The sequence below is a fragment of the Shewanella donghaensis genome, from assembly GCF_007567505.1.
GTDB classification, from domain to species: domain Bacteria; phylum Pseudomonadota; class Gammaproteobacteria; order Enterobacterales; family Shewanellaceae; genus Shewanella; species Shewanella donghaensis.
Genome location: NZ_CP041783.1, coordinates 1532012 through 1548501, shown reverse-complemented (window position 1 = coordinate 1548501; position 16490 = coordinate 1532012). Strand labels below are relative to the sequence as shown.

The following is a 16490-nucleotide window of genomic DNA, read 5'->3' as shown; positions in this document are numbered from 1 at the left end:
TGCGAAAATGTGATTCATAGTGAGTGTAGCTATAGTAAACATCTGCTTTAAAATAAGTTTTATGACAGGATAGTTAATGCTTTTTTGCAAAATGCATCAGGAGAAGGAATTTGTCGTTTAGATTAAAAGCCATCATTGCGATCGGATTAATGCAAATTGCATTATTACTCATGCTTATTTTCAATAGTTTGCATTTAATAAAGTCGGCCAACCATGTTGAAACACAACAACAGGGTCAATTAGCTGCGGTATTATTGGCTAATAGTGTTGATGTTAAAAATCCACACCAATCTATTCTTTTGCTCAAAGACTCCTTAGAAAAACATCAAATTAGTCATATTGATTCGGTGCAGGTATTCAAAGCTGACAGACAACTTTATGCGGCGCAAAGAAATGCTGCGGGGGAATTTGAGCCTACTGAAACCGTTATTCCAAAAGAGCAGTTAGTTGAGCAGTTTGCTGAATCGAATAACGGTTCAGGTGTCCAAATTCGTTTGATGGTGAATACTTATTATTTCGATAATGAAATCGAGTCCGTAACCTTTAAATACAGTGCCTTAATGATCCTGGTAATTATTTTAATCTCGTTTTTGTCTTGGTATCAGGGACTCAAGTTAATCAAGCATGTATTCAATATTCAGCATGCTTCAAAAAGAGTTTTAGAAGGTGAAGCTGGCGTACAGGTTGATGAACCTGGCACTCAAGACATAACCGATACCACGAATGCATTTAATGACATGTTGAAGCATGTCGATGACAAGCGACATGATTTGCAAGGTGCAAATGTCCGCTTGAATACTATTTTAGATTCCGCTGCAGATGGCTTTGTGATTATTGATGTTAATGGCGTAATCAATGAAGTGAATAACGCTGTCAGTAAGCTATTTGGTTATGACAAAACTGAGCTAATAAGTGAGAATGTGTCGATTTTGATGCCAATGGCAGATCGGTTTATGCATGATGGTTATATTAAGCAATATCTCTCTACAGGCGATGCCAAAATAATAGGATCTGGGCGTGAACTTAAAGCGCAACATAAAGATGGCACCTTATTCCCCATCGAGTTATCCATTTCTAAAATGCTTATCGATGGCGAAATTTTATTCTTAGGTTTTATCCGAGATTTAACTGAACTAAAGAAAGAGCAAGAAACTTCTGCAAGAACTCAGTCGATTTTAATCGCGACCATTGAAGCTACCCACGATGCGCTGATTTCAATTGATATTAGTGGCAGGGTGGTTGAGTTTAACGCGGCGGCAGTAAAGCTATTCGGCTATGAGCGCGAAGAAGCATTGGGTGAAATGCTAGAAGATTTAATTATTCCTGACGGTTTTCATAAGGCCCACAAAAACGGCATGGACCACCATCGCCGTACAGGCGAAGGACCAGTATTAAATAATCGAATAGAAGTGCCTGCCCATAATAAAGCCGGTGAAGAATTTCCTGTTGAGCTCAGGGTTATTCCTATTCAACTGGGCGATGAAATGTTCTTTACTGCTTTTTTAAGAAATATTTCAGAGCAGAAATCGAGAGAAGAAGAGTTAAGGCAAGCCAAAGAACAGGCAGAAGCGGGGAGTGAGGCTAAATCACGATTCTTAGCGACCATGAGTCATGAAATTCGCTCTCCACTTAATGCGGTTTTAGGCAGTGTCGATTTACTATTAGACTCGCAACTTGAGAAAGGGCAAAGAATGTATGCCCGCACAGCTAAAGAAGCAGGCTCAGTGCTGCTAAGTACCATTAATGACATTTTAGATTTCTCTAAAATTGAAGCTGGGCAAATGGTACTAGAATCAAAAGAGTTTGAGCCCGATAAGTTGGTGGCTCAAGTGCTGCAGATTTTGGCCCATAAAGCTCATGATAAAGGCGTTCATCTTGCGAGTTTTATTAACCGAAATGTGCCTGAAATCTTGGTTGGTGATGCCCAACGTATAAGACAAATTCTACAAAACTTAGTTGATAATGCGATTAAGTTTTCAACCAGTGGCTGTATTTCTGTCGAAGTTTGGATACCAAGTCGAGAGAACGATAAGGTGCAATTAAGTTGTCGAGTGACTGATCAGGGCATTGGGATCAGCAAAGCATCACAAGAGAAATTATTCAGAGAATTTTCTCAAGTCCATGATACTCATACCACTAGCTATGCTGGTACTGGTTTGGGATTAGCAATTTGTTCTGAGCTTGCCAAAATGATGGGCGGTAATCTCGATGTACAGAGTCAAGTTGGCGAGGGCAGTAAATTCTCGTTAACTGTGGTGCTAGATGAGTCTAGTGAAGCCACAAATCATTATGTGCGTTTACCTGAACATCCAAGAGTATTATTGGTGCATCCTGATATTACGGTGTGCAAATTAATTAAGAAGCAATATAGCCAATATGGCGTTGACACCAAATTTGAACATCAAATAAATGATGTATTTAAACAATCTAGGATCCGTGGCCGCTTTGATTTAATTATGCTTGATGATAGTTGTATATTAACTTGCCAAGAGTCAGACGTTGCCACTTTACGAAGCGACTTTCTATTTGATACGGGTTATATCACAGCATTACTGACAGGGGTTGATACTAAAGCGCAGGCACTCATTAATGATTTAAGCATCGAAGAATCGGTTAGTAAGCCCTTAAATCGCGATATGCTGTTAAGCTTAATAAGCGGCGCGACAGCAGAAAATAATCATGAGCAAGCAATAGAAACAGAAGTCACCCTGCCAGATGGTTGTAAATTATTACTCGCCGAGGATAGCCCGGCCAATCAAATGGTTGCTGGTACTATGCTGACCAATGAAGGCGCTATGATGAGTTATGCTAATAACGGTGTTGAAGCCGTAGACATGGCATTAAAACAAGATTTTGATTTAATCCTGATGGATATTCGTATGCCTGAAATGGATGGGTTAGAAGCCTGTCGTAAAATTTTAGCGGTCAAACCGACACAAATTATTCTCGCCATGACGGCGAATGTATTCAGTGAAGAAATTGCGGCCTGTAAAGAGGCTGGAATGCTAGATTGTATCGGTAAGCCTGTGAATAAGAACGATTTAATTTCAGGCGTAGGCTACTGGCTAACACAAGTTGTCAGTAACACTGGCACCGAATCGAATACTGTTAATAGCCAAACTGAATCTTCTACCCTTGCCGTTACAGATAATGATTCCGAAGCTGCAACTGTAGATGGTAGAGCTAACAGTGAATCGGAATCTGGCATTAAATATATTGAAGAAAGCCCAACTGAAGATACAGAAAGCCTAGAAAATGCAGCACTTCCAGAAAATACAAAAGAAACTCAAACCACTGCGACTGAATCAACCTTATTAAATCAGCAGGTTTTTGATGAACTATTACAAGCTGTTGGTGAAGCGAGTTTGGCAAAAATGATGAAGGTGTTTCATGGTGAAACACAAATGCGTATAGCAACATTGAAAACCATAACGGCTGACGGCAGTCGAGAAAAAATTGAAGATGAAGTTCATACCATCAAAAGCAGTGCAGGTAGTTTTGGCGCTCAGAAATTATCTGAAGTGGCGACACAATTAGAGGCAGCATCTCGAACTGAAGATGAACCATTAGCGCTATTATTTGAACAAATATTTGATGTTGCAGAGCAAAGCTTATTGTTAATTGAACAACGCTTTGACATTGAACATAAAGAGACAAAATAAGGAAATAACAGATGGGATTTAGTGCGGTTCTTGTTGAAGACAGTATGTCATTAGGCGCATTGTACAGCGAATATCTTTGTGCTGAAGGTGCTGAAGTTACCCATGTTAATTTTGGGGAAGATGCCTTAAAAGAGCTTGCCCGAAAACAGCCAGATTTATTGGTACTCGATATTAAATTACCCGACATGTCGGGGATGGATATTTTAACCAGAGTACAGCAAGATTACCCAGGTATCACGGTTATTATGATTACCGCTCACGGTACTATTGATTTAGCAGTCGATGCTATGCGAGCTGGGGCATTTGATTTTCTGGTAAAACCTTTCGACAGTAAAAGACTCGCCATTACGGTTCGTAATGCATTAAAACAACGTGACTTATTGGCATTAGTGACTAATTATGAAAATAGCCTGCCAAAGAGTAATTTTCATGGTTTTATTGGTGATTCATTAGCAATGCAAACGGTATACAACACCATTGATTGCGTTGCTAACAGTAAAGCATCCGTTTTTGTGATGGGGGAAAGTGGCACAGGTAAAGAAGTCTGCGCGCAAGCGATTCATGAAGCTGGCGTTCGTTCAGAAGAGCCCTTTATTGCATTGAACTGTGCTTCGATACCAAAAGATTTAATTGAAAGCGAAATTTTTGGTCACACCAAAGGTGCGTTTACTGGCGCTGTGAGTAATCGCGATGGTGCAGCAACTCGCGCAGATGGCGGCACTTTATTTCTTGATGAACTGTGTGAAATGGACATGGAGTTGCAAAGTAAATTATTGCGCTTTATCCAAACGGGTGTATTCCAGCGAGTGGGTGGCAGCAAGGAAGAAAAAGTCGATGTACGTTTTATCAGTGCGACCAATAGAGATCCTTGGAAAGAAGTTCAGGAAGGGCGTTTTAGGGAAGATTTATATTATCGTTTACACGTGATCCCTATTGAACTTCCACCGCTTAGGCAACGTGGTAAAGATGTCATGTTAATCGCTAAAAAGCTGTTAAAGCAATATAGCAAAGAAGAGGGTAAATCATTTAAGCGATTCTCTACTGAGGTTGAGCGCTGTTTTATTGATTACGCATGGCCGGGAAATGTGCGTCAATTACAAAATGTCATTAGACAAATTGTGGTGCTGAATATTGCAGAAGATGTGAGCTTAACGATGTTACCTGCCCAAGTGACTGCTGCAGTTTCAGCACCTAGCAATAATCTTGCTACAAGCATTCCAGCAGTTAATCCTGCCGAGCTAGACGCTAATCTTGCTGCTCCCATCAATGCAGGGCACTCTGATGGCATTGTGGTTTTAGAACAAAACTCAGCTGTCACTGAAGTCAGTGATGGTGAGATCCAACCATTGTGGTTAACTGAAAAAATTACCATCGAAACTGCTATTGAGCAATGTGACGGTAATATCCCCAAAGCTGCAGCCTTGTTAGATGTGAGTCCATCTACAATTTATCGTAAAAAACAACAATGGGAAGATAAAGGCTTATAAGTTTTAACTCTTGACGCTCAACTGGCACTCGCAAGTCACTATGTTGCCTGAAAAATCTAGTCAAAATAAAGCCCATCATTCGATGGGCTTAGTTTTTTAGCGCTGTTTAGACATCGATTTTAAGAAATTAAAAATCGCGTTCCCAACCCGCGTAAACGGTTGTTTCCCAGTCACTGCTAGTATCAATCTCTGGATATTCGCTATAGCCCAGCGTGCCGCCTAGCTTTAACTTACCTTCAAAGAAAGGACGATGATAGCTGGCATCTAGTTGATATAAGCGTTCATAGCGACCTGGAGAAACAGTGTTGCCACCACTAGACCAATCAATATCAACTCCGTCAAAGTTAAGTTTGGCATAACGGAATTTGGTGCTTAGGCTTTGACCATGTTCTAACTGTGTGATTCCGCCCAATACAACTACGCGGGAATCATTATCATAAGTACTGCCTAAGCTACGGCCATAGTATCGGTAACCGCTCCTATAGAAACTATGTTCATACATGCAGTTATATACATCTGATTCTACGCCACAAGATGCTGCTGTATCAGAATACTCAGCAAAAATTCGAGTATTGATAGCAGCAACAAACATGTCTACCCCCCCCATGTTGGACGCATTAATTAAGCGGTTTTTCCCTTTATGATAGTCTTCGTGTATACGTTCGTAATAAATACCATATGGGACGCCCCAAGCGGTGTCTGACCATTTAAAGTCATAACCGGCGAGCATATTATCTTTACCATCGATTCCACTGACTCCCCCATTAAATAACCCATCCCACCAGTCCGATAGGCTATTGCCGTAACCTTCACCACCCCATTGCATAGTCCAAGAGAAGCCTACTTCTAATTTAGAAATAGGTTTGAACGTACCACGTGCTCCCCAATGTTGGGTTTCAGGTACATGACGCTCAGATTCCATTTGACTAAAGCTGGTGGTAAAAGTCCATGGACCAATCCAGTTTAACCAAGGCGTCTCAAAGGCATTACTGTCATTACGTGATAAGGTTACACCAGGCATTGGTCTCGCGTTGGTTGTTTGGATTAAGCCTGAGTCCCAACCTGGTCCCCAATACTTTTGAACCGCACCACCAGTGACAATCCAGTTACCGAGTTTCACTGCGGCAAAACTGTTATCTAACCGAGATTCGTTGCCATCGATAGCATCATGATGGTAACTGGCAGCAAGGCGGCCACTAAACCAGTCTTGAGTGACTTCAGCAGTGAATTCTACTTCTGCTTTATCGCGATAATCATTACCGTAACCAATAAATCGGGCATTTTCATTTGCGCCACTAAGACTTGCACCTAATGTCACTGCTTGATGATCTTTATTGTAAGCGCGCATGACTCGATGATATGCATCTTTTTGATGCACTGTCATTGGGCTATCAATATTGTTATCTAGGTCTTTTTTGATACCTGACCACATAAGTGGAAACGTGGTAACAGGCTGAATAATTACGCCAGTGTCAGCTAAAAGCTGAATATCTGCTCGAAGTGGTAAATCTGTTGGTTCTACCCACCAAGCTGCATGTGCCGAAAAGCTACTGAGTAGTGCTATCCCTGCTAATATTTTTAACTTCATTGAATGCTCATTAAGGTGAATTTATTCACCAAATCATAAAAAAAATAGGCTGTTATCGTTAATGATAACAGCCTATTGAATAATTCAGATATAGATAGAGCAAATTTTCTATGAGTTGTTACCTATGAAATATAACTATTTATACACTTGTAGTACTAAAGTTATAAGGCTTATTAGTTAAGCACTGGCATTAATACTTTGTGTTGTTTCAACATAACTATTTAATACTGCTTGTTGTTGATTCATACTCGCCGCATTCACGGTTGCAGCTCTTGCTTCATCATTATTTTTAACGATATAGGCAGAAGTTGCACTCATCGAGCCATTACCTGTCGCTGCGCCAGCAAGGTCTGCATAAAACTGATATTGAACTTGGGCTTTTTTGTAATGAATATAGTTTTCCACTTTCTCACCATCATGGGGTAATGAGGGGCTGGTTGGTTCAGCGGGTAAAGTCACCGCTTTTTTCGAGGTGTCAGAATTAATAGGAGCTTGCTGACTCGCTGCAGAAAGTGCTTTTGCTTCAGTGCTCAATGATACTGAATCGGTGTGCTTATTGGCATAGTCATTTTTTGATTCAGTTGAATATGCTTTTGCCTGAGTAGCACTTACGGCTGCAGTGTTAGCCGTTGCATTAATACTTGTACTATCACTTTTACTATAACTGTTTGTAGGATGTGCTTGATAACTGCTAGTAGAAGACGGTATTTGCATCAAAGAACCTTTTGGGCTAACTCAATATGGATTGTACTTTATCAGTTGATTACTGAATCAAAGCTTAATGAAATGTAACTTGATTTTACTTAATGACGTTTACTTAAGTCATGTTGTCAGCGTGAACTCATTGACTTAATAGGCCGCATGACCCGAGTTTTACCCCATGAAAATGGGTTGTACCACTTAGCTAGTGATGTCACTTTATTTACTGTTTGAGTAAATTCACAACGGTTATTACAACTTGGACATAAACAATCAAGTAGGCCATCTGGGTAAAATTGAGTATTGGTCATTAAGTGCTCAGAGCAATGACTACAATGTACTTTCACTTCAAATTTCATCATTCACCTAAACAGATCTAAGTCAGAATAAATAAACACCAGAATGTCATGTTTGAGTTTAAAAAAATCAACTTAAAAACAATTATACAGGTTATATTTTGAGCTGATATTCACCAGGTTGTGAAAGGGATAATTAACACCTAGCTGATTACAATTGAGTTAAGTAATAAAGTGTATTTAAGTTTAAGATTTACTTTTTTAACCATTTGCCAACAAATCTGTTTTTAAACGTAAAAGCGGGTGCGGGTTTAATTTGGATATTAGTTATAAATTTATCGCTATCAAGATACCCGCAGTGAGCATTATGGAACCAGAAAAACGGTTTATATACAGTGTAGCTTTAGGCGAGTTAAATATGGTTCTCGCTTTTATTGCCAGTAAAGCATATAAAAAATTAATACTGCCAAAGGCGATGGTGGCTACTAGCATGACACTAAGTGCATCAAGTATCGTGATGGTTGTGGCAGGAATAAAAGCGGGGAAAAAGCCAACATAGAAGATAATGGCTTTAGGGTTGCTTAAACCAATCATTAATCCAACCAAACAGTTTTTAAGACTTTGAGGAATCGATCTCGTGAGTGAAAAGCCTGCTAGCTTTTGTTCATCTTCTTGTATGTGTTGATTCTCAGTTTGAATTTCTTGCTCGTTTGATTGCGGGGCTTTAGTTCTGAGTAAGCTAATACCCAACCAAGATAAATAGGCGGCGCTAGCATATTGAATCACAATAAAAGCGGGCCCCATAATACCTGCAAGCGCGGTGAGCCCAAATAAAGCAATACAAATAAACAGGTAGTCAGCTAATGTGACCCCAATAATCAGTTGTAGAGCGGCTAATAATCCATTTGAAAAAGAACGAGATATAACGGCAAAGACAACAGGTCCTGGCACGATAGCGAGAATAAATAAACTTAACATTAATGTCAGTAGTTGCTGTAAATCCATTTAAAGTCTCTTGGTGGTTAATCTTCTCGTTAATAATGAGGTTAGTATAAACAATTGAGTGAATGCCTTAATAGAAACTTCTATTGCTTTTATTTTTGTGAAGAAATTTCAATGCTGTAAACTGTCGTCAGAATCAATATTCGTTATAAAAATGTGTGAAAAATCAATATGAAGATAGTGCTATTAACCCACGAAAGAGAGCTAATCAGACCCACTAATACAGGTCAATGGGTCACTCAATCTATGGGGGAACTCGCAGAAGTAATCACTTGGCAGCGGAAGTTACCAAATGAAGCGTTACTTAAGTTGATAGCGACGCAAAGAGTGGGGTTTGTATTTCCTGATGCGGTTGATAGTGACGCTATTGCAGTATCTGAAGTCGATAGTACGCCGTTATCAACGAACGCTGTAACAGTTAGTTCTGAAAAAAACGGCTCTGTAAGAATGAGTTCTGATAAAGAAATGACTCCATTAATAGACTTTGATGCACTCGTTATAATTGACGCAACATGGCAAGAAGCACGTAAAATCTATAATCGTAGTCCTTACATCAAACAGCTTGAAAAGGTGAGCTTAGCGCCAAAAGCTGAGTCTTTATACCAGCTAAGGCGCAATCAAGTTGAAGGAGGTTTATGCACCGCGGAATGCGCGATCGAAATCCTTAACTCTATCGGTGAAACAGAGCAAGCAAAAAGCATCATGTCTTTGCTTATGCTGCAATTGAACAGGCAAGAAAAGTAGTTTAGTTGCGCTACCAGTAAAAGCCGCCGTATAACGAACTGAATATGAAAATAAAAATTAATCGACGAAGCTTTGCTGTGTACACTCAAGCTGGCTATTCAGTAATTTCTGCTTATTTATAATTGCATTACTTTTTAACAACTTTGTACCTATGACATAGGCTTTGGCGTGATTTATGGCATCAACCGCTAATAGTTTATTGCCTTTAAAGTACCAAACTGAAAACTTGTTTTCATCGTCTAGTTCGATACGTTTTAGTACTTCATCATAACCTTGGGCTAACCCTACCATCTGCAACTTAACGTTATATTGATCTGACCAAAACCAGGGGAGAGCATCATAACCTGTCGTTTTGGGGTTATTAATGTCTAACACTTCACATAATGCTGTCGCGGCTATTTTAGCTTGGTCTACCGCATTTTGAACCGATTCTAATCTTATTACTCGATCATAATATGGATTGTGGTGCAAAGTGCAATCGCCTATGGCATAGATGTTATTGTCGCTAGTTTGCAGATTTTTATTGACGACGATACCTTTTAAATTGAGTGCTTGATTATCTGTTTTTAATCCAGATTCAGCGGCCAGTTCAGTATTAACTGTGATGCCAACCCCAACAATAATCACATCGGCGCGATATTGGGTACCATCAGTGCAGGTGACGAATTGAGAAGAGCTGTTTTGTTGTTTATTGAGCTTAATGGCTTCTACATTCTTATTGAGGAATATTCCGACATCGTGTTGTTGATGCAATTGAGCAAAAAAATCCGACATGATTGGTGCGGTAACGCGAGCTAATAGCCTAGGTTCTCGCTCTAAAACGGTGACACTAGCTCCAAGTTTTTTCAATGATGCAGCGGTTTCTAAACCGATGTAACCGCCGCCAATAATCACCACTCTTTTTGTTGGGCTGTTTGATAAGGCCACTTTTATTTGCTCGACATCTTTGGCTGTGCGAAGGGTAAATAATTGTTGGGAACTTTCAATTCCAGCTATTGGTGGTAAAAACGCGCGAGCCCCAGTTGCTAGTATCAATTTGTTATAATGGTGAGTGTTACCAAGATTATCAATAATGGACTTATCGTCTCTATTTATCTGAACAATACTGATCCCCAGCTTTAGCGAGATATTTGCCTTTGCATAACTTTCAGCTGATTTTAAAGGGGCTTGTTGATCATCATTTAGTAGAGCCCCTTTTGATAATGGTGGTCTGTGATAAGGAAGGGAGGGGTCGGTATCAAAAAGACAGATATCACCAAGCCAGCCTTGTTTTCTTAACGTAAAAGCAAGGTTAACCCCAGCATGGCTGGCACCAATCACTAAGCACCTTAGTGTTGAATTGTCATTATGTTTGCTAGGCTGGTTTTCTGCTGGTGTAACTGTCATATCTTACCCTTACAATACTTAACGAGTTTCTATTCATTATCTAACAATTTATTATCTAAACACTTATCTTCTAAGACTCATCTTTTAGCACTAAACATCTAGCACTGATCTTGGCAGTGCTAATGGTGCGTGTATTCGCGCGATAGGCTAAGACGGTGCAACAGTCAGCACTAAACCATCTAATGTCTCAGATAGTGCTATTTGGCAGCAAAGGCGACTCAACTCGTTGGCATTATCATCAAGCTCTAACATGTCGGTCTCAATTTCACTGGCAGTACCTGTTTTATCTATGTGCTCTTTGGCGACATAAACATGACAAGTGGCGCAGGAACATACCCCGCCACAATCTCCATCAATACCATCAATATTATTTTCAACCGCCAGCTCCATTACTGAACGCGAGGCTTGCGCTCCAGAACTAAAGTCAGCTTCAACTGTGATAGGGGTATTTTCTTGAGTAATAAAGGTAATTTGCATCATGTTTTCTCTTTTAAAGTCATTGTTTCGGTGCGATGTAGATAAATCGATTGGGTTACCTAGGGGTAAACTTTACTCGTAGCTGGTTAAAGCCTACTTTGCGCTTAAATTCGCCCCAGTGCTCAACGTTATCTTGCTTTGATAGGATTTCAATTGATTCAACTTTTGTCGCGAGGCTAGATACTAAAATTTTTAAAATTTGTCTCGCGTGAGTAGCGCCTAAGCAGTTGTGAGCCCCAAAGCCAAAACCGACATGTGGGTTAATTTTGCGGTCTAAAATGATTTGGTTGGGGTTTTCGAACACGTTGGCGTCGCGATTTGCAGATGCCCAGCAGAGTGAAATTCGAGTGTCAGCCTTGACGGCGTGTTCACAAACTTGAGTGTCAGTAGTGGCGACGCGCCCCATATGGGTAAGAGGTGAGAAATAGCGAATCAACTCTTCAACGGCTTTAGTGGTTATTTCAGGTTCTTGCTTTAGACGCTCAAGTGACTCTGGATGCTCTGCAAAGTAAGCGACGGTATTGGTGACCGCGTTAATAATCGTATCTCTTCCTCCAGCAAAGGTGAGGATCATGACACCTTTTATCTGCTCTTTAGTGAGCTTGTTACCATCGACTTCAGCGCGTAATAATTCTGAATATAAGTCATTCGATAAGTTAGCTTTTTTAAGATCAATTTGCTTATCAATATAGTCATATAAAATGGCGGCTTTATCAGCATCCAGTTCCGAGTCATTACTTCTAAAGACATGTGTTCCCCAATTAATCCAGGTTTCAGATTCCTTCAATGGGGTATTGAGTAATAAGGTTAATGCCTGCGACTGTAATGTTAGTGAGAACTGCTCAACGACTTCAACAGAATCTGATTGGATAGCTTGTTCAACAACCGATTCAATAATGTCAGTTAACTGCTGTTGGTATTGCGGATCTAATGGTCTTTTGAACCAGGGATCGAGTAAGTCTCGAAAACTTTTATGTTCGGGAGGATCTACTTCAAAAGGGATCTGACGGGTTGTTCTGATGTTGACCTCAGAAGGAACAACGATACGACCAGGCTTGGCACCCGACTGAAATGCTTTCCAATTGTGGGCGCACTTTCTGACTTCTTTAAGGCCTAATACCATAGTGACAGGATCGTTTTGATCTTCAATATGGCCAATTCCGCTATTAACACGAGCTTGCTCAAAAGCATCTGGTAGTTCACTTTTACTCACTTATCACTCCTTGCCATTTACTATTTCGCATTGTTTTATTAATGTTAATAATAGTGATTTTATGAAGTATTGAAGCGAGTAGATACCTTGATATCGATTAAAAGTATTATATATTTGCACTAAAGTTGATTGGGTTATTAAAGTGTGCTCATCGTATTAGGAGCGTTTTTGTAATGGCCACTGATGAACCGCTAGAAAAGGGATATGTCAGTTTTTATAGGGTGCTGCATATAAAAACATCATATGAGCAAAGAATATAAGGTTCTGTATAGAAGGCGTGGAACAAAAAAAGGTGAACTATTTGCTCACCTTTTTACCTATCGGTTCTCGTTATTTAAATCAGCTTTCTACTGCATGTAGGTAAACTTTTTACGTAACTTGATATCAGCGACAGATGAACCAATCATTACTTCAAACTTACCCGTTTCAGCTAACCAATCATTGGTTTTTATATCCCAAAAAGACAGGTCTCGGGTGGTTAAGGTAAAACTCACTTGTTTGCTTTCACCGGCTTTTAACCACACTTTATCAAAACCTTTTAACTCTTTGGCTGGGCGAGGGACACTGGCATCAATATCATGCAAATATAACTGAGTCACTTCAGCGCCATCGGTTTTACTGCTATTGGTTATTGTTGCTGTAACAGTAATAGTGTCATCAGCTTTAATATTATCAGTTGAAAATTGAATGTCTGAGTAGGTGAAGTCGCTATAGGATAGACCGTGGCCAAAAGGAAATTGTGGCGTGATATTTTGTTGTTCGAACCAACGATAGCCAATGAATACACCTTCGCTATAACGTGATTCCTTTTCGTTATAATCATTGAGGGCAATTGGCGCGGTATCAGCGAGTTTTTTCGGTAATGTTATCGGCATCTTTCCACTTGGGTTTTCATCGCCAAATAGGATGTCAGCGTAAGCATGTCCCGCTTCCATACCGCCATACCAGCCCCATAACACAGCATTGGCATCATCTGCCCATGGCATTTCTACCGCTGAGCCACCAATCATAAATACCACGGTATTTGGGTTCGCTGTTAATAGCTTAGCGATGATTTCATCTTGTTGACCTGGCAGCTTCATATCAGGACGGTCAATAGATTCACGATCGTCAGCATGGCTTAAACCACCAAAATATAGTACTGCATCAGCATTCTTCGCTGCTGCTAGATATTCTTTTTCTGTGTTATACAAACTGTTGGGCGTTTCCCAGCCTAAGGTAACCGTTTCATCACCCTGGTAAGTTAAGCTAAAGGCATAGGTTTCACCTGCGGTTAGCTTGATATCTTGGCTTAGCACTTTTGCATCAGTTACCTGAGTACTGCTAACTAAACGGTTATCATTTATGGTTAACGATACTTTGCCGCTACCTTTAATCTTTAAGGTATGGTTACCCGTTTCCATAGGCTTAATGTTAGCTTTAATTTCGATGATTTGCGCTTTGCCCTTGGTATCAAACTGTGGGTCTGCAATCCATGATTCACTGCTGAATTGCTCCATCTTTGCATCAGCAAAGTAATTAATCTGCCATGACGGCGTACCAGTCCAATGTCGTGTGGTGAGGTAGTCATTGGGAATGGGCATAAATTGACTACTGGCAGGGCGCATATGTTCAATCTTTACCTTGCCATTTACTTGCTCAAGCTTAGCCTTAAGACCATCAAGTGGACTTATTTCATATAACGCTTTTACTTCAGATGAACCGCCACCAAAACCATGACGCTTATCTGCATTAGGCCCTAAAACCAGAATGTTTGTTACTTTGCTGCTATCCAGTGGCAATACGCGATTATCATTCTTTAACAGTACAACACCGTTGGTAGCGATAGTTCTTGCATCATCACGATGTGCTTGCGTATTGCGCTCTCCAGATAAACGTTGCTTATCCATCATACCGATACTGAGCTGCACTCTTAGAATACGGCGAACTTTATCGTCTAATTCAGACTCAGGCACTTTACCTGCTTTGATCATCTCTAATAGCGGTTTTGCAAGAAAGTATTCATCGTAACTGGCTATGTCAGTACCCATTTCGATATCAAGGCCATTCATGGCGGCGTCATAGGTATTGATATCAACATTCCAATCGGTGAGAAGCACGCCTTCGTAGCCCCATTCACCTTTTAAAATGGTTTTAATGAGATGCTTACTTTGATTGGCATTAGTACCTCGAAATTCATTATAAGCGCCCATAATCGCGTGCACATTACCTTGCTTTACTGCGGCCTCAAATGCCGGTAAATACACTTCTCGTAAGGTACGCTCATGGGGTATGGCATTAACGCCTGTGCGGTTTAACTCTTGCGTGTTAAGGGCATAATGCTTGGCTGTGGCGCCAACATCATTGGCTTGAATAGCTTTAATTGTCGGTACTACTAGTGCTGCTGCCAAAAAGGGGTCTTCACCCATGTATTCAAAGTTACGACCATACAAAGGTAAACGAGCTAAATTTACCCCAGGGCCGAGGATTAAATCTTTATTGCGATGGCGGGCTTCTGCGCCTAAAACATTACCGTGTAAGCTTGCCATATTTGGATCCCAACTGGCAGCAACAGCGGTTAAAGGTGGCAAGTAAGTGGAGTAATCATTGGTCCAGCCTGCAGGTGCCCATGAGTTTCGGTCAATTTCATAACGGACGCCATGGGGGCCATCAGACATCCACATTTCATGAATATTTAATCTCTCAATTGCTGGGATATGAAATTTACCGCCAGCATGCACTAGAGAGACTTTCTCTTCTAAAGTGAGTTGCGACAATAGGCGCTCAATTTCAGTTTCTACATTAGACAAACGATGTTGTAAGCGCTGTTTTTCGCTATCAGATAACACCGATAAGGCATGTGATTGAGATGATGTGTTATCTGAAGAGGCTACAACATTTGCTGAAATACCTATAGCACTTGCCGCAGCAGCGGTGAGTGCTAATGCGAGCTGGATTCTTTTTGTAAGCGCTTTCATTTTTGTTTGAGATTTTTGTCTCATCACAGGCTCCTTGCTGGATTAGTTTTATGCTTTTAATTGTTATGGTGTAGGTAAGGTGTACTTTATAAAAATTGTTTTTTTGGTACTAATTGACTTGCCACTTGCCACTAGTAATAGAATGAATCTAGCCGTTGACACCGTGGTATTTAAAAACCAAATTTAAGTGCGATAGATAACCACAGTAAATCTTATTCGATATTGATAAACACATTAGCGGTTAAGCGGCCTGTTTCAGGGCTGCTATCAATGTCTGTTAATGGATTGACTAAAGTTGAATGTAATAAGTTCCCTGGGTAAATCACCAATCGATGTTGCTTGTATTCAATTTGATGATGCTGCTGGTAATACTGGTTACTTTCAACAAAATATTTAGCTGGCTCGGGGGCTATTTTTTCTAAATAAGGTTCAGCAGCATTGAAGTACTGCTTCATGTTTTCTTTAGTAATACGCTCATAACCGCTGGGAATATGCTTGAAAAAAGCAGTCGCCCCATGGGGGGCGTCATTTAAATACTGCAAGATGGCAAAGTAATAGGGCGCTGGCGTATCAAAATGTGGGATGCGTTGTAATGTCGTTAAAGTTTCAGGTTGGCGATTAATTAACGAAAAATAAGTCGCTTGAGGCTTAATCCGTAAATTTGTTGGTATTTTATAAACATCATAGATAAGTTGAAACACATAATTAAGCACTTCAACCACGTAATCTCGAGGCAATTTGGCTCTCACGCCTGGGTAATAAGAGCCCATATCGAGATTAAAATCGATTTGACTGGCACAGGCTTGTAGCTCAGATAAATCAGCAGTAAAATCATCAATCACAATGACTGGTGTTTTTAACTCACCAACATAAACAATCTGTGGCTTGAGCGCTTTATTCACCAACACCATTGAGTTTAAGCTCTTAGCGCTAGTTGACGAATCTTTAGCGGGTTTTAAATCGGTCATAGTGTGCGGAT

At 40.3% G+C, this 16490-nt stretch carries 11 protein-coding genes; 3 read left to right on the top strand and 8 right to left on the bottom strand.

Features of this window, described 5'->3' with window-relative positions; translation table 11 throughout:
- The first annotated feature begins 110 nt into the window (after nucleotides 1–110).
- Both FPK91_RS06530 and FPK91_RS06525 read left to right on the top strand, forming a co-directional pair.
- Complete coding sequence (locus FPK91_RS06530; RefSeq protein ID WP_144209645.1) at nucleotides 111–3662, top strand: hybrid sensor histidine kinase/response regulator; 3552 nt, start codon at nucleotides 111–113, stop codon at nucleotides 3660–3662.
- Between the two features lie 11 nt (nucleotides 3663–3673).
- Nucleotides 3674–5149: a sigma-54-dependent transcriptional regulator gene (locus FPK91_RS06525; RefSeq protein ID WP_144209642.1), complete on the top strand. Its 1476-nt coding sequence runs from the start codon at nucleotides 3674–3676 to the stop codon at nucleotides 5147–5149.
- A 127-nt stretch (nucleotides 5150–5276) separates the two neighbouring features.
- Here the strand turns inward: FPK91_RS06525 and FPK91_RS06520 are convergent, their stop codons facing one another.
- The 3 genes from FPK91_RS06520 to FPK91_RS06510 form a co-directional block, all read right to left on the bottom strand.
- Nucleotides 5277–6737 carry a capsule assembly Wzi family protein gene (locus FPK91_RS06520; RefSeq protein ID WP_144209639.1) on the bottom strand — a complete coding sequence of 487 codons (1461 nt, stop codon included), beginning with the start codon at nucleotides 6735–6737 and terminating at the stop codon, nucleotides 5277–5279.
- A gap of 177 nt (nucleotides 6738–6914) precedes the next feature.
- The gene (locus FPK91_RS06515; protein ID WP_144209636.1) at nucleotides 6915–7451 is read right to left on the bottom strand and encodes a hypothetical protein; all 537 of its coding nucleotides are present in this window, start codon (nucleotides 7449–7451) and stop codon (nucleotides 6915–6917) included.
- Between the two features lie 608 nt (nucleotides 7452–8059).
- Nucleotides 8060–8737 carry a LysE family translocator gene (locus tag FPK91_RS06510; protein ID WP_144209633.1) on the bottom strand — a complete coding sequence of 226 codons (678 nt, stop codon included), beginning with the start codon at nucleotides 8735–8737 and terminating at the stop codon, nucleotides 8060–8062.
- 168 nt (nucleotides 8738–8905) lie between these two features.
- Here FPK91_RS06510 and FPK91_RS06505 point away from each other — a divergent pair, with 168 nt between their 5' ends.
- Nucleotides 8906–9478, top strand: coding sequence for a tRNA-uridine aminocarboxypropyltransferase (locus FPK91_RS06505; RefSeq protein ID WP_144209630.1), 573 nt, complete (start codon nucleotides 8906–8908; stop codon nucleotides 9476–9478).
- A 57-nt stretch (nucleotides 9479–9535) separates the two neighbouring features.
- On the opposite strand, the gene FPK91_RS06500 is transcribed toward FPK91_RS06505, so the two are convergent.
- The 5 genes from FPK91_RS06500 to FPK91_RS06480 all read right to left on the bottom strand — a co-directional run bounded on the left by FPK91_RS06500 (nucleotide 9536) and on the right by FPK91_RS06480 (nucleotide 16479).
- Nucleotides 9536–10864 carry an NAD(P)/FAD-dependent oxidoreductase gene (locus FPK91_RS06500; protein ID WP_144209627.1) on the bottom strand — a complete coding sequence of 443 codons (1329 nt, stop codon included), beginning with the start codon at nucleotides 10862–10864 and terminating at the stop codon, nucleotides 9536–9538.
- A 147-nt stretch (nucleotides 10865–11011) separates the two neighbouring features.
- Complete coding sequence (locus FPK91_RS06495; RefSeq protein ID WP_144209624.1) at nucleotides 11012–11344, bottom strand: 2Fe-2S iron-sulfur cluster-binding protein; 333 nt, start codon at nucleotides 11342–11344, stop codon at nucleotides 11012–11014.
- Between the two features lie 52 nt (nucleotides 11345–11396).
- On the bottom strand, nucleotides 11397–12554 hold the full coding sequence (locus tag FPK91_RS06490; RefSeq protein ID WP_144209621.1) for a cytochrome P450: 1158 nt from the start codon (nucleotides 12552–12554) through the stop codon (nucleotides 11397–11399).
- A 347-nt stretch (nucleotides 12555–12901) separates the two neighbouring features.
- Complete coding sequence (locus FPK91_RS06485) at nucleotides 12902–15535, bottom strand: glycoside hydrolase family 3 C-terminal domain-containing protein (protein WP_227006703.1); 2634 nt, start codon at nucleotides 15533–15535, stop codon at nucleotides 12902–12904.
- A 188-nt stretch (nucleotides 15536–15723) separates the two neighbouring features.
- Entirely contained in the window at nucleotides 15724–16479 is a 756-nt protein-coding gene (locus tag FPK91_RS06480) for a DUF6445 family protein (RefSeq protein ID WP_144209618.1), read from the bottom strand.
- Nucleotides 16480–16490: the final 11 nt, after the last annotated feature.